Source organism: Bacillus infantis (assembly GCF_050107595.1).
Lineage (GTDB): Bacteria > Bacillota > Bacilli > Bacillales > Cytobacillaceae > Bacillus_AB > Bacillus_AB infantis_C.
Window position 1 is genome coordinate 15645 of sequence record NZ_JBNILH010000007.1, and the last position, 19766, is coordinate 35410.

22 protein-coding genes and 1 pseudogene are annotated in these 19766 nt (G+C 43.8%); 3 read left to right on the plus strand and 20 right to left on the minus strand.

Going from position 1 to position 19766, the window contains the following annotated elements; translation table 11 throughout:
• Positions 1 to 12 precede the first annotated feature (12 nt).
• From ACQCVH_RS15140 to ACQCVH_RS15165, 6 genes are all read right to left on the minus strand, one after another.
• Positions 13 to 855 carry a carbohydrate ABC transporter permease gene (locus tag ACQCVH_RS15140; protein ID WP_426836493.1) on the minus strand — a complete coding sequence of 281 codons (843 nt, stop codon included), beginning with the start codon at positions 853 to 855 and terminating at the stop codon, positions 13 to 15.
• Entirely contained in the window at positions 852 to 1817 is a 966-nt protein-coding gene (locus tag ACQCVH_RS15145; protein WP_426836494.1) for a carbohydrate ABC transporter permease, read from the minus strand. Before ACQCVH_RS15145 ends, ACQCVH_RS15140 begins: the two co-directional genes overlap by 4 nt.
• 67 nt (positions 1818 to 1884) lie before the next feature.
• Positions 1885 to 3231 (minus strand): ABC transporter substrate-binding protein, encoded by a 1347-nt coding sequence (locus ACQCVH_RS15150; protein ID WP_426836495.1) that lies wholly within the window; start codon positions 3229 to 3231, stop codon positions 1885 to 1887.
• Positions 3232 to 3561: 330 nt separating this feature from the next.
• Positions 3562 to 5001: a glycoside hydrolase family 1 protein gene (locus ACQCVH_RS15155; protein WP_426836496.1), complete on the minus strand. Its 1440-nt coding sequence runs from the start codon at positions 4999 to 5001 to the stop codon at positions 3562 to 3564.
• Positions 5002 to 5129: 128 nt separating this feature from the next.
• Positions 5130 to 5714, minus strand: a complete 585-nt coding sequence (locus ACQCVH_RS15160) for a GNAT family N-acetyltransferase (RefSeq protein ID WP_426836497.1) — start codon at positions 5712 to 5714, stop codon at positions 5130 to 5132.
• Between the two features lie 114 nt (positions 5715 to 5828).
• The gene (locus tag ACQCVH_RS15165) at positions 5829 to 6437 is read right to left on the minus strand and encodes an alpha/beta hydrolase (protein WP_426836498.1); all 609 of its coding nucleotides are present in this window, start codon (positions 6435 to 6437) and stop codon (positions 5829 to 5831) included.
• A gap of 233 nt (positions 6438 to 6670) precedes the next feature.
• On the opposite strand from ACQCVH_RS15165, the gene ACQCVH_RS15170 reads away from it, so the two are divergent.
• Entirely contained in the window at positions 6671 to 7522 is an 852-nt protein-coding gene (locus ACQCVH_RS15170; protein ID WP_426836499.1) for a pentapeptide repeat-containing protein, read from the plus strand.
• A gap of 98 nt (positions 7523 to 7620) precedes the next feature.
• On the opposite strand, the pseudogene ACQCVH_RS15175 reads toward ACQCVH_RS15170, so the two are convergent.
• From ACQCVH_RS15175 to ACQCVH_RS15200, 6 genes and pseudogenes are all read right to left on the minus strand, one after another.
• Positions 7621 to 7975, minus strand: a pseudogene (locus tag ACQCVH_RS15175) (hypothetical protein).
• A 54-nt stretch (positions 7976 to 8029) separates the two neighbouring features.
• Entirely contained in the window at positions 8030 to 8188 is a 159-nt protein-coding gene (locus tag ACQCVH_RS15180; RefSeq protein WP_009793403.1) for a hypothetical protein, read from the minus strand.
• Positions 8189 to 8257: 69 nt separating this feature from the next.
• Complete coding sequence (locus tag ACQCVH_RS15185; protein WP_426836500.1) at positions 8258 to 9925, minus strand: ribonuclease J; 1668 nt, start codon at positions 9923 to 9925, stop codon at positions 8258 to 8260.
• Between the two features lie 26 nt (positions 9926 to 9951).
• The gene (locus tag ACQCVH_RS15190) at positions 9952 to 10134 is read right to left on the minus strand and encodes a hypothetical protein (RefSeq protein WP_022543964.1); all 183 of its coding nucleotides are present in this window, start codon (positions 10132 to 10134) and stop codon (positions 9952 to 9954) included.
• A gap of 218 nt (positions 10135 to 10352) precedes the next feature.
• Entirely contained in the window at positions 10353 to 10796 is a 444-nt protein-coding gene (locus ACQCVH_RS15195; RefSeq protein WP_426836501.1) for a hypothetical protein, read from the minus strand.
• A gap of 540 nt (positions 10797 to 11336) precedes the next feature.
• Positions 11337 to 11990, minus strand: a complete 654-nt coding sequence (locus ACQCVH_RS15200) for a hypothetical protein (protein ID WP_426836502.1) — start codon at positions 11988 to 11990, stop codon at positions 11337 to 11339.
• 330 nt (positions 11991 to 12320) lie between these two features.
• Between ACQCVH_RS15200 and ACQCVH_RS15205 the strand changes: the two genes are divergently transcribed.
• Positions 12321 to 12833 (plus strand): CBO0543 family protein, encoded by a 513-nt coding sequence (locus ACQCVH_RS15205; RefSeq protein ID WP_426836503.1) that lies wholly within the window; start codon positions 12321 to 12323, stop codon positions 12831 to 12833.
• A 179-nt stretch (positions 12834 to 13012) separates the two neighbouring features.
• Here ACQCVH_RS15205 and ACQCVH_RS15210 read toward each other — a convergent pair whose 3' ends face one another.
• Entirely contained in the window at positions 13013 to 13399 is a 387-nt protein-coding gene (locus ACQCVH_RS15210) for a hypothetical protein (RefSeq protein WP_426836504.1), read from the minus strand.
• A gap of 149 nt (positions 13400 to 13548) precedes the next feature.
• Positions 13549 to 14103 carry a GNAT family N-acetyltransferase gene (locus tag ACQCVH_RS15215; RefSeq protein ID WP_426836505.1) on the minus strand — a complete coding sequence of 185 codons (555 nt, stop codon included), beginning with the start codon at positions 14101 to 14103 and terminating at the stop codon, positions 13549 to 13551.
• A gap of 176 nt (positions 14104 to 14279) precedes the next feature.
• Between ACQCVH_RS15215 and ACQCVH_RS15220 the strand changes: the two genes are divergently transcribed.
• The gene (locus ACQCVH_RS15220) at positions 14280 to 14477 is read left to right on the plus strand and encodes a hypothetical protein (RefSeq protein WP_426836507.1); all 198 of its coding nucleotides are present in this window, start codon (positions 14280 to 14282) and stop codon (positions 14475 to 14477) included.
• Positions 14478 to 14668: 191 nt separating this feature from the next.
• On the opposite strand, the gene ACQCVH_RS15225 is transcribed toward ACQCVH_RS15220, so the two are convergent.
• From ACQCVH_RS15225 to pepF, 6 genes are all read right to left on the minus strand, one after another.
• Positions 14669 to 15538: a GNAT family N-acetyltransferase gene (locus tag ACQCVH_RS15225; protein ID WP_426836508.1), complete on the minus strand. Its 870-nt coding sequence runs from the start codon at positions 15536 to 15538 to the stop codon at positions 14669 to 14671.
• A 114-nt stretch (positions 15539 to 15652) separates the two neighbouring features.
• Entirely contained in the window at positions 15653 to 15826 is a 174-nt protein-coding gene (locus tag ACQCVH_RS15230) for a hypothetical protein (protein WP_426836509.1), read from the minus strand.
• A 23-nt stretch (positions 15827 to 15849) separates the two neighbouring features.
• On the minus strand, positions 15850 to 16350 hold the full coding sequence (locus ACQCVH_RS15235) for a DUF2268 domain-containing putative Zn-dependent protease (RefSeq protein WP_426836766.1): 501 nt from the start codon (positions 16348 to 16350) through the stop codon (positions 15850 to 15852).
• A gap of 3 nt (positions 16351 to 16353) precedes the next feature.
• Positions 16354 to 16728 carry a hypothetical protein gene (locus tag ACQCVH_RS15240; RefSeq protein WP_426836510.1) on the minus strand — a complete coding sequence of 125 codons (375 nt, stop codon included), beginning with the start codon at positions 16726 to 16728 and terminating at the stop codon, positions 16354 to 16356.
• 94 nt (positions 16729 to 16822) lie between these two features.
• Positions 16823 to 17821 carry a DUF3231 family protein gene (locus tag ACQCVH_RS15245; RefSeq protein WP_426836511.1) on the minus strand — a complete coding sequence of 333 codons (999 nt, stop codon included), beginning with the start codon at positions 17819 to 17821 and terminating at the stop codon, positions 16823 to 16825.
• Positions 17822 to 17922: 101 nt separating this feature from the next.
• Positions 17923 to 19713, minus strand: coding sequence for an oligoendopeptidase F (gene pepF / locus ACQCVH_RS15250; protein WP_426836512.1), 1791 nt, complete (start codon positions 19711 to 19713; stop codon positions 17923 to 17925).
• Positions 19714 to 19766 lie beyond the last annotated feature (53 nt).

Below are 19766 nucleotides of genomic sequence, written 5' to 3' on the forward strand. Positions count from 1 at the left end.
AGAAAGCTCCGCTTATTTTACAGAGCCTTCTGTGATGCTGGAAATGAAAAGCTTGTTAAACATCAGGAATATGACCAATAGAGGCACCGTAGCCCAGAATACACCTGACATGATCATCCCAAAATCAATATTATGGGTGTTGCTGAGATTAGCGAGCGCTACCTGGATGGTATACATCTCCGGATCCCTGAGCACCGTGAACTGCCAGAGGAACTCGCCCCATACTGCTGTAAACACAATGATTCCAAGAGTTGCAAATGCAGGCAGGATTATCGGCAGGACTATGCTTCTGTATATTCTGAAGTTTGAGCAGCCATCCAGCTTGGCCGCTTCTATTAATTCATCCGGCACAGCTTCGTTCACATATTGCCTCATCAGGAATATCCCTAGAGGATTCAGGAAGAACAGGAGCATCACCCCGGGAAGCGTATCCAAAAGTCCAGCTTTGGAAATCAGGAAATATTGGGGAATCAGGCCGAGCTGCGGCGGAATAATCATTGTTACCAGGATTGAAATGAATAGAATATTCTTCCCGGGAAACTTGAATTTAGCAAATGCGAAACCGGCCAGGGAACTGATGGCCAGAACCACTAGCGTAACAACTACACAGATGATAAAGGAATTCCACATCGCATTGAAAAAATCAATATTGCTCAGTACTTTCTTGAAATTGTCCACCAGCAGATTCCCAGGTGTCAGCGTCGGGGGAATCGTGTTGTATGCAGAGCTTGGATTTGTCGCCATTACAAACATCCAGTAAAAAGGGAAAAGGGAGACTAAAGAAGCAAAGCCCAGAAACAAGTAGATCGGCAGATTCCCTTTTCCGGGTTTCTTTTTGGCAGTGTTCATGCTCATTTTGTTGCCCTCCTTTTGCCCCGACCATATCCGGATGTCAGCATAGTATTGATGGTTGCAAAAGCAGCGATGATGACAAGCAGAATGATGGCTGTTGCAGATGCTGTACCAAATGATTGAAGCTTGAACGCATCCCGGTACAAATACATAACAATCGTCATTGCTTCATCCCTCGAAAATGCCCCGGCACCAAGGAATACAGTAGGCTCTGAGAACAGCTGGAGTGCACCGACAGTAGAGAAGAAGACAGTAAGGAGAATGAAAGGCTTCAGCAGCGGAAGTGTAATGTAAAACAGCTGCTGCGTTTTGCTTGCTCCATCGATTGTTGCCGCCTCGTACAAGTCGTTCGGAATACTCTGGATCCCTGCCAGGAAAATGATTGTATTATAGCCGACCCATCTCCAGAAAACCATAATGGAAATCGCGATTTTTGTTCCCCATTCGGAAGCTCCCCAGTTGACCGGATCAAAGCCGAAAAGGCTCAATACATAGTTGGCCAGCGAGGTTTCATGATTGCTGAATAGGACGCTGAAGATCAGGGCCACTGCCACCATGGAGGTGATATAAGGCATAAAGATCGTTACCCTGAAGAAATTTTTAAACCTGATGAATGTAAGATTGAGCAGGAATGCCAGGATAATTCCGACTATCAGCTGTGGAGCTGTTCCCATCAGTCCCATTACGATTGTGTTGTAAACCGACTTCCAAAAAAGCGGATCTTCCAGCACAATTTTAAAGTTATTCAGGCCGGCAAACGTCATCGGGCTGAGCCCGTTCCATTTCTGAAAAGCCAGGTACAAGCTGAATAAGGCCGGATAGAGGCCGATGATGGCAAAAATGATAAAAAAAGGTGCTATATATAAATAGCCGGATATCATATCTTTCTTTGATTCAGACAGACGCTTCTTCGTTCCAGTCATGCGGCCTGTACTCGTTTTGCTTTCTTTGGCAGCTGTTTGCATGTTTCCGCCTCTTTTCTATGCAAAAGTCAGGAAATGGCTCAGGAAAGCCATTTCCCCTTTTCATACCTTATCTTCCTAATAAGTCTTTTGCCCGTTTGATGGCAGCTTTCCATTCTTTTTCAGGATCTTTGCCGTTCTGGACATTCTTCAGGGCATTTACAACCTCCTGGTGAACCGGGAAGTATTTCTCGCCTTTAAATACAGCACCCTCGATATCCTGGGCAGCGTTTGCAAATACCGTCGAAGTTACCTGGCCGCCGAAGAATTCATCTTCATTTGATTTGAAGGCATCCATGTCATAAACAGATGGTGCAGATGGGAAAAGGCCTTTGCTCTGGAAAGATTCAAGCTGCTGTTCAGGAGCAACAAGCCACTCGATGAAGTCATAAGCCGCCTGTGCATTTTTTGTTTCCTTCGGAACAGCAATATAAGAACCGCCCCAGTTTGCAGCGAATTCCTTTGGCAATGTGGCTACTCTCCACTTGCCTACTGCATCCGGCGCATTGCCTTCCATCCAGCCCTTCAGCCAGCCAGCTCCAAGCTCTGCTGCAAATTCGCCTTTATTGACTGCATTTGACCATTCAGGAGACCACATGTCATACTTTCCGACAATGCCCAACTCATTGAGCTTAACGGCATAATCATAAGCTTCCTTAACTGCATTTCCATCTTCTTCAAGCAGAAGCTCTCCATCAGGATTCAGATAAGTACTTTCTGCCGCATCCAAATATGCACGATAGGCCATTTCAATGCTGTCGACAAATGGCTTACCGGTCTTTTCCTTCAACTGAATGCCAGCTTCCTGGAAAGCTTCAGGCGAATTGATGAGTGACTCCACCTCGGCAGGCTCTGTCGGAAGACCGGCTTCCTCGAAAAGATCAACACGATAATACAAGGCTTTCGGCCCAATATCTGTCGGCATGCCGAACAGGAAATCACCGTCAGCATTTTCTCCGCCCTTCCATTTCCAATCCAGATACTGGTCCTGGACATCCTTGGCACCTAAATCATATAAATTCTCAAATCGGTCCTGGGCAGCCTTGAACCGGTCAAACTGGTCAATTTCCAGCATAGCGATGTCTGGCGCCCCGCTGCCGGCTGATAAGGCAGTAAATAAGGCATCATGATGATCTGCGGTCTCTGATGATTTCACTTTGATTTTGACATTCGGATTTTCTTCTGTATATTTCTTTGCAAGCTCCTCATAATTAGTTGCTCCAAAAGTCCAGAAGCTCAAGGTTACGTCGCCGTCGCCGTCGCCTCCGCCATCCGATCCTCCGGATGAAGTTTCCTCGCCGCTGCATGCTGCAAGCGATAACGCAAGAACTGATGATGCTCCGAATGCCGCTATTTTTTTTAGGCTATTCCATTTCAAGTGAATCTCCCCCATTATTATTAAGTAAATTTGAACCATCCCTTTGAGAACCTGCCTAATCCTGCCTTCAGCCACCCCCTACAAGAGAATCCCAGAACCTGTTTAACTGTAATAAGTACGGAAACCGGTTTCTGTTTCCTGTGGAAACCGCTTTCATTTGTTATTATAAGAGCCTGTTTTTTAGAAATCAACTATATTTTAGAAAATTTAGTTAATTATTTTTCGGAAAATTAGACTAATATAATGATTTTCCCTTCAAATTTTGTAATTTTTGTCTATTATTCTGCTATCTTCTGGTGTTTACACTCTATATAGAAACCGATTTCCAAAATAAAAAGAGAGCATAATGCCCTCTTTTTATTAATTGGCCTATAATGTTTCTCCATTGCTTTTTATTACTTCGCTATACCAATAAAAACTCTTCTTTTTCGTTCTTTTAAGGTCATGCTCCCCTTCTTCATGCTGATTGACATATACAAACCCATACCGTTTCTGGAATCCGTTCAGCCAGCTCAGCAGGTCAGTAAATGACCAGACGCAATAGCCAAGCAGCTCCACTCCATCGGAAATGGCTTCCTGCATGGACTGGATATGAGAGCGGATGAAGGCAATCCGATACTCATCATTCACCGTGCCATCTTCCTCAAGCTTGTCGAACTCTCCCAGTCCATTCTCACTGATCAATACAGGAAGCTGGTATCTGCTTGTGATCCGGCGGAGTGCCACACGCAGCCCTTGCGGGTCGATTGTCCAGTCCCAGTTCGTTTTTTCCAGGGACGGGTTGTCAGCCGTTCTATATAAGCCAGGAATACCTGAGGCTTTAGTGGTCCCTTTTTTGCCGGTAGTATTCATTTCGCCTTCTGCTGTTCCGCCTTCCAGCGGATTCTCCTCAAAGGTTGCAGTCTGATAATAATTCAGCCCCATAAAGTCAGGCTTCCCTGCCTGCAACAGCTCCCAGTCCCCCGCTTCCACTCCAGGAGCGAGTCCTTCATTCTCTAAATAATTCCAGGCTGCTTTCGGGTACTTGCCCCATGCGTAGACATCCATCCACCAGTGGCTGTTCAGTTCTTCTGCGTTTTCACTGGCAATGATATCCTTTGGTTCAGGAGAGCGCGGGTACGAAGGCGTGTACGCAAAGCTAGGTCCAATTTTCCCTTCCGGCACAAGATTACGGAATGCTTTTATAACACTGGCATTTGCCAGGTTTGCATGGTGATTCACCTGGTAAAAAAGCTTGTCATCCTTGACTCCAGGCGGATGCATGGCATTACGGTAGCCAAACATCGTGAAAATATTCTGCTCATTCAGGCTGACCCAATATTTGACCCTGTCGCCGAAACGCTTGAACAGCTCTGTACTGTATGCCGTGAAGTCTTCAATGATCTGCCGGGATTCCCAGCCGCCGTATGCCTCCTGCAGTGCCTGCGGCAGATCCCAATGATAAAGAGTAACGATGGGTTCAATATCATGTTTGATCAGCTCATTGATCAGTGAATCATAAAATTCGATGCCCTTTTCATTCACTTTTCCCTTTCCTTCTGGAAAGATTCTTGTCCAGGCAACTGAAAAACGGTATGCCTTCAATCCCATTTGAGCCATCAGCTGCACATCTTCTTTAAAGTGCCGGTAATGGCCAACAGCCACATCGCCAGTCGTCCCTTTAAATGTCTTGCCGGGAATCCGGACAAATTCATCCCAATTGGAAAGGCCTTTGCCATCTTCATTCCACGCACCTTCTACCTGATAGGCCGCAGAAGCAGCCCCCCAAAGGAAATTCTGCGGAAAAGCCTTCAATTCTTTATGTATCATGATCACTGCCCCTTTCTTTTAATTGAAACCGGTTTCCTAAAATAGTATAACAAATTCTGATAAAACAATATATTCAGAAATATAATACTGCATACTTTTTTATAAAAAAAGAACCGCTTAGGGCGGCTCTAAATAGTCGTGCTATGTAAAATATCCTCTGTTTCTATGCATTTATACTCTTTTTTCAAGAGACCGTATACTATATGGTCTACATAATGATCATATAGCCATTCTGCATCCCGTATTATGCCTTCTTCCGTGAAACCGTGCCGTTCCGGCAATGCCCGGCTTTTCATATTGCCGGCAGCAGCCCTTACTTCAATCCGGTTCAGGCCTGCTTCTGCGAATCCATATTCTACAAGGGCTGAGAAAGCTCTGTTCATGATTCCTTTTCCCTGATACTTCTCACCAAGCCAGTAGCCAATTACGCCGATTCTGTGAATCCGGCTGATATCATTGAAACCAATCGTGCCGGCAATCTTCCCCTTGTAAATGATGGCCGCAGCCTGGGGATGCGCTCCATTCTTCTCATACGCACTGAGAGAAGATTGGATAAAGCCGGCTGAATCTTCTGCTGTCTTGGTATATTCCAGCCAGCCCAGCCATTCTTTTAAATATTCCTTAGACTCGATTGTCAGATTAAAAAGTTCTTGAGCATCCTCAGGCTGATAAAGCCTAAGTGAAATTTCAGCATCCAAATTCAAATGAAACATGAACACTCCCCCTAGAGTTTTCACTATTTTACCATAATTCCCCTTACCTTATATAGATTTAACAAGAAAAAAGCTGACCATAAAAATGGCCAGCGCCTGTAGTAATCATTAACTTTATTTTACCTTGTTCTTATACCATTCTGCCGCAGCCTCTGCCTCCTGAGAGGTCAGCTGGTGTCCATAATTCTCCCAGTGCAGCTCAACATCAGCATTGGCATCCTCCAGAAGAGATGTGAGTTCTTCTGATTCTGCAGATGGGCAGATCGGATCGTTTTTACCGGCAGCAATGAAGACGGAGGTGCCTGTCAGGTCAGGCAGCTCGATACCCCTTCTAGGCACCATAGGATGGTGAAGGATCGCACCTCTTAAGGCATCTTTATAGTGGAATAATAAACTGGCAGCTATATTAGCACCATTTGAATACCCGACCGCAAAGATATTGCCGCGGTCAAACTCATATTTGGCAGCTGCCTCATCCAGGAATTCATTCAGTTCATTCGTGCGGAACACAAGATCTTCTTCATCAAAAACCCCTTCTGACAATCTCTTGAAGAACCGCGGCATCCCATTTTCCAGTACATTACCCCTTACACTCAGAACAGAGGCTTCTTCATCTATGATTACTGACAGCGGAATCAAATCCCTCTCATTTCCCCCGGTACCGTGCAGGAGCAAAAGAGTCGGTTTATCCGGATTCGCACCCTTTCGAAAAATATGTTCCATCCCAATCACCTTCCAAAAATTGATTAATTGTATTGTCTATCTCTGATTTCCCCTATTTTTAGGGTATTTAACCTTCTATTATTTATCTTTAATTCGAGGTAATTTTATGATGCTTCTCTGATAATGTCAACAGCCAGGTATTCTCTAGATATTTTATTTGTTAAAATCATCCACTCTGGTGCCTGGTACCGTGTTATAATTCCCTATATATTTGTTCAAAGGAAGTGTACGTTTTGTCTGCTCAATTAACTGAACCAAAGAACCCATACAAAGGCCTTTCTTCTGATTGCGGAAGCTGCTTCGGCCTTTGCTGCGTGGCTCTACCGTTTGCAAAGACTGCGGATTTTGCCATTAACAAAACCAGCGGTGCTCCCTGTCCAAATCTTCAGGATGACTTCCTCTGCAGGACGCATGAAACACTAAGAGATAAAGGATTTAAAGGCTGCACGGTATATGAGTGTTTCGGAGCCGGGCAAAAAGTCTCGCAGCTCACTTATGCAGGCAAAGACTGGCGGAATAATCCTGACTTGGCAAACGAGATGTTCCAGGTATTCCCTATCATGCAGCAGCTCCATGAAATGCTGCTGTATCTGACAGAGGCACACAGCCTTCAGGAAACACTTTCCATTAAAGGTGAGCTGCAATCTGCCATTCATACAATTGAGGCGCTGACACTGCTGGAAGCTAAGTCCATTATTAACCTTGATGTTTATGCGCATAGAAGCATGGTCAGTGAATTGCTGAACAAAAGCAGTGAACTGTATAGAAGAAATGTTCCTCATAACAGGTCCCCTAAGTTAATATCCAAATTGAAAAGAAGCAGTGATTTTATAGGTGCCTCTTTAAAAGGGGCAGATCTCAGAGGGGCGAGCCTGCGAGGGGCGCTTCTGATTGCAGGAAATCTGCAGAATGCCGATTTACGTAAATGCGATTTGCTTGGTGCTGATCTTAGGGATGCCAATATTTGCGGAGCAGACCTGAGGGGATGCCTGTTTTTGACACAGGCACAAGTAAATGCTTCTGTTGGAAACCTTTCGACTAAGCTGCCACCTGCCCTTAAAATACCTGCCCATTGGAATAGGTGATATTTTACTCAAATAGCAAACTGAAATAATACAGATACAGTTTACATAATACTATTATTAAAAACAAAGAAAGGGAAATTCATTCTTGTGAATTTCCCCTATTGCCTGTATTCTGCATTATATGAATTTTCGCCGGAATGGACTGACAGCAGTGTATCGGCATATCCTACAAGACGATTGACTATCTCATCACAAACAGCGTATACAAACTTGTGCCTATCTGCCCTGTAAAGTTCAGGATCGTCCCAAATAATCGTCGTATTGATGTTAAAATGCCTTTGTATCGTAAATATTATAATGGATGAGTGCCTTCCCTGCTGCTCCGCCCGTCTGCGGATCCTGGTATCCTGGCAGGAACACATACCACTCCTCAGCAGTAGGGGACCGGAAATTTTTAGTGAATGATAGTCCTGCTATTGCGCTGCTGACTTCTTTCTTAGTCTCTTCATCCATTGCCTCGATTAGATTATTGCTCAACCAGTCTTCCTTCCTTCTATAACCAAATAATTATTTTTGATGCCTGTGTGCCTTGCGGATGCATGAACGGCAAAACCCCATTTCATCTTCATATGGAAACCAGGACTCACAGTTCAAGCATCTTTTATACAGCACCCGGTCAATCAGCAGATCATAGCCGTAATAAGTTTTCAGCTTTTCAATCCTCATGATTCAGCCTCCCTGCTTAAGCATATGGGCAATATATGCAGGGAGGCTGGGCGATGCAGCTTGGGCTTTTTAAATCTCGATGATGATCGGCAGGATCATCGGCTTCCGTTTCGTTTCGGAGAATAAATATTGCCCGACGGCTCTCTTGATTTTCTGCTTGGTGGAATTTCTCTGGTAATAATTCTCCTGCCTCAGATCATTCACCGTGCTTTTGACGATACTATTCACCTTCCGCAGAAGATCATCGGAATCGCGGGTGTAGACAAAGCCCCTTGATATCGTATCAGGTCCAGATACAATCTTCCTTTCCTTTTTGCTGAAAGTAAAGACAATGACAAGCATCCCATCCTCTGACAGCTGCTTCCGGTCGCGAAGTACAACCTCGCCGACATCTCCCACTCCCATTCCGTCAATGAGGGTATTTCCTGCTGGCACCTCCCTGGTCTGGCGGGCTGTGCCATCTTCAATATCCACGACATCCCCGTTTTTCACTATAAATGTATGCCCCTCTTCAACACCTGCAGACTCAGCCAGCAGCCTGTGATGGTGAAGCATTCTGTATTCCCCGTGTATTGGAATGAAATACTTAGGCTTCATCAGAGTGAGCATCAGCTTGAGATCCTCCTGGTAGCCATGGCCAGAAACATGCATTCCGGTTGAACTGCCAGAGCCGTATATGACATTTGCACCCAGCATATAAAGATTGTCAATTATCTTAGTCACACCACGTTCATTCCCAGGTATAGGACCTGCGGCAAGGATGACCGTATCTCCCGGCAGGACTTCGGCATCCCTGAAATTATTCGTGGACAGCCTGGCAAGAGCGGCCATTGGCTCCCCCTGGCTTCCTGTACACAAAATACAAACCTTTTCAGGAGGCAGCGAATCGATATCCGATCCCTGGATCAGCATGCCTTCAGGTATAGGCAGATAGCCTCGTTCCATTGCGACGCCCACTACATTAATCATGCTCCTGCCTAGAAGAGCCAGTTTGCGGCCCGTTTTGAAGCAGGCATCTGCCACCTGCTGGACCCTGTTCACATTTGAAGCAAAGGTGGAAATGATGACCTTTCTCTCCGCCTTAACGAAAGCCTCCAGAATATGGTCACCAACAATTCTTTCGGACGGAGAAAAACCGGTCCGCTCAGCATTTGTACTTTCAGAAAGAAGAGCCAGCACACCGCTTGTCCCTAATTCCGCCATCTTATGGATATCAGCATACTGCTCATTCATAGGGGTCAGGTCGAATTTGAAATCCCCTGTATGGACGATCAATCCTTCCGGTGTTTCAAAAGCAATCCCGAGGCAGTCCGGAATGCTGTGGTTGACCTTGAAAAAGCTTGCCCTGATGCTGCCGAGTTCCAGAACAGTGTCAGAGTCAATCTGAATCAGTTCAGTATCGGCAAGAATCCCATGCTCCGTCAATTTCAGTTCAATCAGGCCCAGAGTAAACCTTGTTCCATAGACAGGGACATTCACTCTCTTAAGAAAATACCCGATGCCGCCAATATGGTCTTCATGTCCATGTGTAATAATCAGACCTTTTATTTTTGATCTGTTTTCTTCTAGAAAAGAAATATCAGGAATGATTAAATCTATTCCCATCAGGCTTTCATCCGGGAATTTCCCGCCGCAGTCAATGACCACGATATCATCTCCGGATTGCAGTACATACATATTCTTGCCGATTTCATTTACGCCGCCAAGGGCGAAAATAGACACTGCACCTTCGTTCATGCTCAAACCCTCCTATTCATTCAGCCCTAACTCGGCTGATTCCAGATTCTGTCCAGGTCCAGTGGGACATACACCTTTTCTCCATTGATCTGCTTATGTACGATTGGCTGCTGGAAATAATGGTCCAAAGAGTATTCCTTTCCCTGATGCCTTGCTGTTATGTTCTGCCCTAGCAGCTTTTCCAATCGGGTCTCTGATTGATGCATCATGATGCGCCCCCTTGTCAAAACGTTCTACCTCGTTAATATGACCTGAACATGCTGATATTATTTCCATACAGCAGTAAAAAACATATGCAGCATGAATATGGACATAATGCAGTCATTACAAATAGTTTTGAACGCATCCCCTGTGTATTGGAACGCCTGCTTTCTGCTGTTATTATCCTGCCTTTGTTTATTTCTCCTATAAAAAAAGGCTGCTCCAATTAGGAGCAGTCCTCATTCATAATACTTACATTCCTTGTTTCATTTTGGTTTTTCCGCCAAGTAAGCCAGCCGGCAATAAAACCAGCCAATATATTGGCAGACAAGTAAATTAAGTATTCTCCCCATAAATCTTCGTTTTGTCTAAATTCAGCCAGGCTGGAAAAAACAATGAAGCCGACAAATATCCCCCATCCTAATGCCCATTTAAACAGATAAAGTGCCATACCTCTAGGCGATTCTTTTTTCTGCCATATGACCAGCCGCTGCTTTCTGGTTATATGACGTTCTTTATAGATCAGCCAGGCTAAAATGGCCATTAATATTCCTGCTGTCAGCCGAATTACAAAAGCAGCTGTACCCTGGTCAGCAGTGAATGCTAAGAAGATTTTATAGAAGGATACGGACAATGAAAACAGAATCAATATAATTTTAAAAAACATCATGTTCAACATCTCTCCAGAAGTGGATTAATTTGCCTGGGCAATTAGGAAGGAAAATTGTATATAATGGCTTTTTAATCATATAGCGGGAAGGTACATCATGTTATATCAAAAATTTCTTACAGCCATTGCAGTTATCTGATAGGCTTTATGCTATCAGGGCAGGGATCCCTGCTTGATACTCTGCTGGGACTTTTTCTCACCATAGTGTTTCGCTTGCCGGGACCTTATTTTACGGTCTGCCCTTTCCCTGCTTGCTTCTGCGGCAGCCTCTTTCTTTAAAGAAAAAATAGCACTCCAGACATTATTGTCAGCGTTCATTTATGCTGCCTTTACTGTTCTAGCCTTTCTTTTTTCACACAAGGATCCACTGCTAAGGGGTTCGGTCATCATCTGTTCATTTTTGTTTTTTATCCTGGATGTCCTGTTTGACAACGAAAAGCGGCGATGGATCCTTTGCGGCTGGAAACGGAATAAATAGGGGGGTGCTGAAAAGTAATTTCCACTGCAGGCCTCATGTTTATCCTGAAACTAAAAGGCAGTTCAAAGCCGCCTTTCAGTCCCCTCAGCCTCAATCACAATATTAATGTTGTTTCCTTCTCCGCTTTCTGCATAATGATCCATTCCTGAGACATCTATATCAGCTTTTAGTTCAATGAAACGCTCTTCCTTTGGGTTAAGCTGTATACTGAATGGACCTGCCTCATTCATAAGTGATGCAAAGGGTATTTCAGTGTCGGTATAATCCCTAAAGGAAAGATTGAATTCAGCCATGCGGCTGCTATAATTCTTTAAGGGTACTGTACAGGTTGCATGTACGTGTTTCCGGTCCCCCAATTCAATTGAGCATGTGCTCAATTCTTTTTCGTACTTTATAGCGTATATCCCGGTTGCTGCAGTTCTTTGATACATATCCGCCAAGAAAGACGGCATCAGGGAAACAGCCAGAATAGCAGCGAGAATAGCCCGTCCCTTAAACATGTCCAATGACTTGGCCAGCAGATATAAACCTCCAAGGAGCAATATAAGGACAATAATTCCCGGAAAATGAAATCTGCTTTCCAAAGTGACCGGGATATTGAATATAATGATTAAGCCTTCTCCGAGCGGATACTTATGGGGAAAAGGGAAATTCAAAACCATGACGGCACCCAGAAGGACGAGAGCTGCTGTAAACTTTCTCTTATTATTAATCATGCAAAACACCCCGCTGCCTTTATCATCTAGTCTATATACGTTTAAATAAGGAAAATGTTTCAATTCGTCCTTCTGTATTCACATCGAGATTCCTGCCTATCGAAAAAATAGTTCACTGTAAAAGCTGTTCTGCCCTGCCAAAGATTTGATGACGGCACCTTCCCTGACTCTTATATCGTGCACATATTTTTTCCCCCTTTTTAAGGCATGTAAAATATATTTGGCACGCTGCTGCAAAAATCATGCTGGACCGTGAGAACTTTGGCTTTCCTGATTGAGTGGTTCCCTTAGTGGATATAATGGTTACTACTATTAGGAGAGGCTTATCATATGTACCTTTTACTGGTTATTCTTGTCTATATTTTATTTGCTGTTTATCTGGTCGACTGGGAGCGCTGGAATGAATTTTATCCAACCATCCAGTACTTCATCATCTGCAATCTTTTATACAATTTCCTTTTCTATAATCATACGCTGTGGAGCTATCATGCAGTAACGGTTGACTGGCTCAACCATACACTGATTGAATTGGCTTTTACTTTTTTTGTACTGCCGGTTGTGTTAATGATTTACCTTCGGTTTTTTCCTAAGGGCAAAAAGAGTTTTCCTTATATAGCTGTTTGGATCGCCTACTTTACGACAATTGAATATGTCTTTTACAAAAAAGGGCTTTTTATCTACGAAAACGGATGGAATGTCTTATGGTCTGGAGTATTTAATGTCATCCTTTTCTCAATGGTCAGGCTTCACAGTAAAAAGCCGAAGCTTGCACTAGTCTTATCCCTGCCCTTAATCATTATCCTTCTGTGCTTCTTCCACCCAGGCTTAAAAGACTTAAAGTAAAAAATTTGGGGTGCACTTTATGGAACCAAACCCAATATCTACACCAGTTTTTTTAATCGCAGTGATCACCATTTACCTCTCCATGGCCATCTATCTCAACAGAAAAAAATAACGTGCCAGGCACCTCAGAGGGACACTTTGACCCATTTTGCCTTTTGCTGCTGCCTGGCACTGTCTGTTTATAATCTTTTTGAAAGAACAATCCATGATGCCCAGACAGCGATAATAATAATTGAGAGAAGAAGGCGTACGACCTCCAATGACGTGAGTGCAAGAACTTCTGTTTGAATGAGGATATTCAAGATACACAGACATAGAAGCGAAAAGAAAATAACATAATACAGCCCTTTTTGTTTTATCACCTTAACGCGTTCATCATTATTCTTGAATTGCGGAAACAAATAAACGATGCTGCATCCCATAAATGCCAATGCCCCCCAGTTGGAAAGCTCAATCAGCTCCGTACTTCCCAAGCTGGTTTCTGCCAAAATAAGTACTAGCAGCCTTACAAGAAAAATGCATATAAATAATCCGGCAAGCCACATATAATTCCTTCTTGTTGCCATTCATTTCTCCCTTTCATCATTTATTTGAAGGTTTTCTATATTTTCCCTCCTGTATGTAAAGTTTATTGTAAAGGGTGCTTTACGTCAAGTTTCCTTTACACAAAATCAAAACATTAAATAGAAACTCTTTATGCGATTCCTGGTACATCCTATAAATACCTCACATAAATGAGAAAGTCCGTCCATTCTCCATTCTTAAAGGCAAATTTCTTCCTTGTGCCTTCAAAGTGGAAGCCGCTTCTTTCGGCAAGAGTGATGGATGGGCGGTTATCGGTGTTTATATGTAGCTCGAGACGGTGGAAGCCAAGTTTTTCATGAAAAGCCTCCGCCGCTGCTGACACTGCTTCTGTTCCATAGCCTTTTTTCCAAAATTGGTTATGAAGGGAGTAGCCCATCATTCCCCACTGATAGTCCATCCTCAGGATGGTGAACAGCTCGACTTTACCAACGTTAAGGTTATCTTTTTTTCTGAAGATGCCGAGATTTGTCATCTGATCCCTCGCAGCTGCTTCCGAAAAACCTCTGATCCACTTTTCAAACCACTCTCTGGTGTTATGCTCCATATTGACCGGCCTTCCTTCATCATACTTATAAAATGGAGGGTTTCTATCAGTGAAACCCTCATACCAATTTTCATAATCAGAAAGCTCGAACGGGCGTATGACTAGCCTTTCAGTCACTATAGGTGCTATTTGCAAGTCCATTGATTTACTCTCCTTTCCTTCCTTTCCTCTTCAATGAAAGATTGTTATATTCCTTCTTTTTCCAAGACTGAATTAAAACCAACTTGACAAATCGGATATATAGGGATTATAGTTGTACATAACATCTTAAATCACATTCTTTAGCCATAGCAGAATAATTGAGGGGGATGAGCATTTTGATGATGACGAAGGAAGAATCTCGCAGAAACCTTATTCTCGATAAATTGATGGCACTTGCACCATTCCAGGAAAATAAAGAACTAGGGGAAATGACTTGCACAGAGCTTGAGGGGCTGTATTTAAGCCAGCTTTTCTCTGCTTCTTCACATCCCCACAGCGGGCATAAATCGATCCGGTTAATCGGAAAAAAATAAATAAAATAGGTGGAGAGCCATATTTGTCTCTCCACCTTTCTTTATACAGTAAAGGATCACTGACAAGAGTTTACCGTTCCCCTTACTAACGGAACATTATTTCCCCATACTCTCCGCCTAACATGATATTCTCTTACTGTACGGGCCATCCTGCTTCATGTTCTTTTGTTAATTTGCTTCTTCTCTGTTTCTCACCCAAATGCCTGCGCCGCCAAAGCAAACAAACGGCCATTTCTCGCAGGCATAGCTTTCGTATGCAAACTCATGACAGGAGGTGAAGCAGAAAGCGTAAACCCGCTGTACTCCAGAATTTTCATAAAGTCATCCTGACCTGACGGCACATCAATCCTCAGCTGTCCCTTATGGCCGTTGGCAAGCCGGTCAAGCAAAAGGGAGGCTGTTTCAGGATCTTCTGCAGCAATGGGGCCAAGAATGAGATTGACTGGGCCCTGGATCGAAAGCCCATAACCCAAAAGTTTTCCTTCTGCATCAAAAGCAAGCAGGCATTGTTTAGCCTGTGCTATTCTATTTTTCAGAAAAACCGTCCTCCCGTCCCCGAAGGCTGGTCTGTCAAACTCTACTAGACTATCAATATAATCAGGGCTGAATCCCTTGATGACCGAAACTTTCCCTTTCTTAGAGACTGATGGCTGATTATAATCCCGACATAGATATTTATGTATGGTGTCTACTTCAGAAAAGCCCATTTTAAGGTACAAAGGCCTGCCTTCTTCAGTGGCAACAAGCAGGATGCTTGTTCCATCAGCGGCCAATTCCATGCAGCCCTGCACCACCTTTTTGGCCAGCCCCTTTCCCCTGAAGCCGGGATCTACAATCACCAGCCCGAGCCATGCCAAGCTTTTATCATATGGGATCAATGCGGCACAGGAAACAAGCTCCCCGCCCTTAGTCTTATGGCCCAAAACAGTTCCAGATTTAAGAACTGTTAAGACTTCTTCCTGTTCATAGTCCCAGCCGACCGCTGCGGAAAGCCGGATCAATCCTTCTACATCATCTTCATTCAATCGCATTAATGATATTCCCTCTGAAACCTGCTTCATTACCTTTTCCCTACCTTCTTTCTTAGCTGCTTATCATAGGTTTTAATTGCTTCTATGTGAATGCCTGAATCATTTGTGAAAAGTCTGTTTCACACCATTTCAGCAATTCATCAGTTAAAGGAAGGACATAATGATGACGGCAGCAGTTGAAAACAGGAAAAAACCAATAATGACATATTTTATGATCTTAATCGGTTTCGGAAGGCTGCGCACATCTGCTGCATCCGGAAGCCCCTCAATCTTTTTCATATGATCTACAGCATCATTCATCGGTTCTTTTCCAGCCATTTTGCCATCCCCCTTCACTCTTTCTACATATTATTCTCTGTTTCAGCCTTCATTCCTTTATAATAAGCCATGCTTTTTGAAGTATAATAAATCTCAAAGATCCGGTCTGTAATCATAAAAGTCAATTCCTTAAGGCTCATCCCGTCTGACATCAGGCTTTTGATGATTTGAGCACCGGCGAAATAGCCGCTTCTGCCCTCAGCCTCTGTACCTATGAAGTATTTCTCAAGCATTCTCCTATCGAGAGGACGGTCCCAATCTTTAAGAATTTCTTCTTCTAATTCTGACAAAGATAATTGCAAGGTTGGATAATGATTTGGACTCATCATCAAAGCTTCGGCAATTGATGCATCATTAGAACCCCTTCCTGATAATTCCATAGAGGTACACACAGCCAGCCCTTCAGCAGCCGCCAGCTGTCCTACAGTCAGTTCATAAAAATCTTCTTTGCCTTTTAGATGGTTAAAGCGGGCCATATGGCTGAATTCATGCGGGATGAGGATTTCGGGATCTTTTTCTTCCAGGAGCTAAAGTCCAAGGTAAATAAACGGATCACTGGACGGGAGAGCTGCACCGTCGCTGTAACCCACCCCTGTCAGCAGGTAGACAGTAAAATCTTCGTGAAAGTCAAAATAGGTACAGCATTTCTTTAAAAATGCCTCTATTTTTTTGAGCGGAAATTGTACCCGCCCTCTTTCAGACTGCAAAAGCAAATCATGAAAATTCAATTGCCCGACAATAGTTTGAATTCTTTCATCATCCAGGTTGTACAGACTGCTGAAAAGAGGATCAAATGCTTCTTTGTATTTATTATAGTAGGCTTGCCATGCTGGATATTTGCCAATACTAGGCTCCCTCTCTGCCGCTTCTTTTAAATCATAAAATCCATCTACCAGCTTCATCCGCTCTGCACTCCCTTCTCCTTATTTAATTCAGCATAACAGCAGAAATAACCTTTCTAAAAAAATAGATCCGCAAAATGCAGCTCATTAGTAATTATTTTACTAGTTCATCCCGGTCCGCTGCATGAGGAGGCCTTTCCAGCCATCCATGCTTGATAAGAATCTGCAGACCATCCTCAGCATACAGGCCCACTTCAGCCAGCAGACGGCTGTAATCACCGGCAATATCTCTCCTTGGACTGGCAGAAAGCGCTGTACCGTAATTTCCTATCCCTGAAGCAGACATTAAATTCACCTGGAACATCATAAGTTTGTCAGAGAATGGTGCTGCTTGACTTTCATTAATCTCGGCATCCCAAGTGACAGGTGCAGGCAGTTCATCCTCCTGCAGGAAGCGGCTGAAAATCTTGGCATGCTTTTTGGCAATCTCCTTGCCGCGCACCATATATTCTCTGACATCTTTATGTTTGGCTGTTTGGGCAAACCCTAAAACGACTGCACTGCCAAAATAGTTAGTCTGGATATTCGCAAACAGGTGGGTTATCTCTGCAGCTGTCAGTGGCCTCTGCCTGCCGAGCCAGCCGGCCAGGAAATGCTGATCCTCCACCATTACTGCCTCTGTAAGAGGAGGAATATAAGGCGACCTTACTTCAAGCCCTTTCGAGAGCAGTACCTTTTTTGTCTCATTCATCAATTCCATTGTGGACGATAGGCAGGACATGAAATGCTCACGGACATCATTCCGATAGGTATGCGGCAGGATTCCTCCATAAATCACTAAAGCTCCTTTTGCCATTTGCTCGGTATAAAAAAGGAAAAAATCATCTGAAAACAGCCTTGGTGCATTGGGATGAACATCCTCATCGGTAAAGCCTATAGGAACTGCGTGCCCTTCTTTCCTGAAAATATCGGAAGTCACCTTCATATGCTGTTCAGACAAATCCAGTGCATGAGCTAAAACTGCCTTTATTTCACTATCCTCCACACAAGTAAGAAAATATTTATAAACACAAGTGAACATACTGTCAGCTATATAATTTGCCCATAATCCTCCAGTTTCTGATGCAGTCAAGCGAATGCGATGATTTCCCAAAAAAATACCCCCACTATATTGATGGAGGTATTTTTCCCAAAATCTTCAGTTGATATGAATGTTTATGTTCAGAAAGGCTGATAGAGCATTCTGGCTCTCACCTATAGCGTCTTCTCCAATTCCTCCACAAGCTCGCCAAACTTTTTCAGCGAATTTTCAATAGGCTCCGGTGAAGTCAGATCCACTCCCGTCTTCTTTAGCAGTTCAAGCGGGTAATCGCTGCTTCCGCTCTTCAGGAACTCGATATAAGACTCAAGCGTCTGTTTGTCGCCTTCAAGTATTTTGGTGGCAAGATGGATGGCTGAAGCAAATCCGGTGGCATATTTGTACACATAGAACGGGCGGTAAAAATGCGGGATCCTGGACCATCCGTATTTCACCTCTTCATCAAAGACAAGCTCCTCGCCATTATACTCACGGAAGAGGTTCTCATAGATTCCGTTAAAAATCTCAACATTGAGCGGTTTGCCCTGCTCTGCATATTCATGGGTGATCTTCTCAAACTCTGCAAACATGACCTGGGTAAAGAAGGTTCCCTTGAACTTATCAATAAAGTGGTTGAGTAAATGCTTGCGCACATTCTCGTCCTTCTCATTATCTAGCAGATAGTTGATCAAGAGCACTTCATTGACGGTTGATGCCACTTCAGCAACAAAAATGCTGTAGCGTGCTGAGATCTGCGGCTGATGCTGGCTGCTCAGCTTGCTGTGCACCCCATGGCCGCATTCATGCGCCAGCGTGAACAAGCTGTTCAAATCATCCTGATGGTTCAGGAGGATATAAGGGTGAACACCATAGACACCCATATTATAAGCGCCCGATCTTTTCCCCGGGGTTTCCCGGACATCGAGATAGCGCGCATTTTTAAAGTCCTTCAATGTCTTGACATAGTCCTCGCCAAGCGGTGCCAACGCCTTCAGCATAATCTCATAAGCCTCTTCATACGGAATTTCCTGTTTCACCCCGCTTACAAGAGGGACACTCAAGTCATACTGATGAAGCTCATTTAGCTTGAGTTTTTCTTTTCTAAGCCTGTTGTATTCGTGCATTGGCGCAATATTATCCTTTGCCGACTGGATCAGGTTTTCATAAACTTCTTTCGGGACATTATCCCCGAAAAGCCCTTTTTCCAATGCAGAAGGATAGCGGCGAAGCTTGGATGTCGATACATTGTTCTTTATCGCAGCAGAAAGGGTCGACGCAATTGTATTTTTAAGTTCGACATATGGCTTGTAATAAGCCTTATAAGCTTCCTTCCTCTTTTCGCGGTCTTCATCTTCAATCAGTTTGCTGTACATGCCCCGAGTAAGGCGGACCTTCTCGCCATCGTCTTTTGTAACCATGCCGAACTTGATATCAGCATTATTAATCATGCCATACGTATTGCTTGGAGATGAAAGAGCTTCTCCGAGCTGTGATAGAATTTCTTCCTGCTCTTTGGTCAGCACATGGGTTTTATAGCGGAAAGATTCAAGGAGGTCTTCTTCGAAATATTTCAGCCCGTCTTCTTCTGCGATATACCCTTTAAGCGTTTCTTCATCAAGGCTGAGAAGATATGGCATGAAAAATGAAGTCGCTGCTCCGACTTTTACCCCAAGCTGTTTGACGCGGTCCTGCAGGGCTTGGGCAGCCGTATCCCTCGTGTCCTGATCCGCCTTAAACATGCTGTAAGCATAGACATGTGTAAATGTATACGAAAGCTCTTCACTTAGCTTTAAATATTGGTAAAGGGCTTTTGCATCATTAATATTGCCGTCAAACTCTTTAAGCTTTTCAGCCATTTTCCCGACTTTCTCGAAATCCTGCTCCCACAGCTTTTCATCACTATAGATATCCTCGAGATTCCACGTTTCTTCAACAGGCACATCCTGCCTGGAAGTGTATGCTGTCATACCCCTCACTCCTTCTGAAAAATACCTCTATTTATTATGTACGGAAAACCCGC

Excerpts from the sequence above, each read along its gene's own strand:
- ACQCVH_RS15140 (WP_426836493.1), bottom strand. The coding sequence starts at position 855 with ATGAGCATGAACACTGCCAAAAAGAAACCCGGAAAAGGGAATCTGCCG.
- ACQCVH_RS15145 (WP_426836494.1), bottom strand. The coding sequence starts at position 1,817 with ATGCAAACAGCTGCCAAAGAAAGCAAAACGAGTACAGGCCGCATGACT.
- ACQCVH_RS15150 (WP_426836495.1), bottom strand. The coding sequence starts at position 3,231 with ATGGTTCAAATTTACTTAATAATAATGGGGGAGATTCACTTGAAATGG.
- ACQCVH_RS15155 (WP_426836496.1), bottom strand. The coding sequence starts at position 5,001 with ATGATACATAAAGAATTGAAGGCTTTTCCGCAGAATTTCCTTTGGGGG.
- ACQCVH_RS15160 (WP_426836497.1), bottom strand. The coding sequence starts at position 5,714 with ATGTTTCATTTGAATTTGGATGCTGAAATTTCACTTAGGCTTTATCAG.
- ACQCVH_RS15165 (WP_426836498.1), bottom strand. The coding sequence starts at position 6,437 with ATGGAACATATTTTTCGAAAGGGTGCGAATCCGGATAAACCGACTCTT.
- ACQCVH_RS15180 (WP_009793403.1), bottom strand. The coding sequence starts at position 8,188 with ATGAGGATTGAAAAGCTGAAAACTTATTACGGCTATGATCTGCTGATT.
- ACQCVH_RS15185 (WP_426836500.1), bottom strand. The coding sequence starts at position 9,925 with ATGAACGAAGGTGCAGTGTCTATTTTCGCCCTTGGCGGCGTAAATGAA.
- ACQCVH_RS15190 (WP_022543964.1), bottom strand. The coding sequence starts at position 10,134 with ATGATGCATCAATCAGAGACCCGATTGGAAAAGCTGCTAGGGCAGAAC.
- ACQCVH_RS15195 (WP_426836501.1), bottom strand. The coding sequence starts at position 10,796 with ATGATGTTTTTTAAAATTATATTGATTCTGTTTTCATTGTCCGTATCC.
- ACQCVH_RS15200 (WP_426836502.1), bottom strand. The coding sequence starts at position 11,990 with ATGATTAATAATAAGAGAAAGTTTACAGCAGCTCTCGTCCTTCTGGGT.
- ACQCVH_RS15205 (WP_426836503.1), top strand. The coding sequence starts at position 12,321 with ATGTACCTTTTACTGGTTATTCTTGTCTATATTTTATTTGCTGTTTAT.
- ACQCVH_RS15210 (WP_426836504.1), bottom strand. The coding sequence starts at position 13,399 with ATGGCAACAAGAAGGAATTATATGTGGCTTGCCGGATTATTTATATGC.
- ACQCVH_RS15215 (WP_426836505.1), bottom strand. The coding sequence starts at position 14,103 with ATGGACTTGCAAATAGCACCTATAGTGACTGAAAGGCTAGTCATACGC.
- ACQCVH_RS15225 (WP_426836508.1), bottom strand. The coding sequence starts at position 15,538 with ATGAAGCAGGTTTCAGAGGGAATATCATTAATGCGATTGAATGAAGAT.
- ACQCVH_RS15230 (WP_426836509.1), bottom strand. The coding sequence starts at position 15,826 with ATGGCTGGAAAAGAACCGATGAATGATGCTGTAGATCATATGAAAAAG.
- ACQCVH_RS15240 (WP_426836510.1), bottom strand. The coding sequence starts at position 16,728 with ATGAAGCTGGTAGATGGATTTTATGATTTAAAAGAAGCGGCAGAGAGG.
- pepF (WP_426836512.1), bottom strand. The coding sequence starts at position 19,713 with ATGACAGCATACACTTCCAGGCAGGATGTGCCTGTTGAAGAAACGTGG.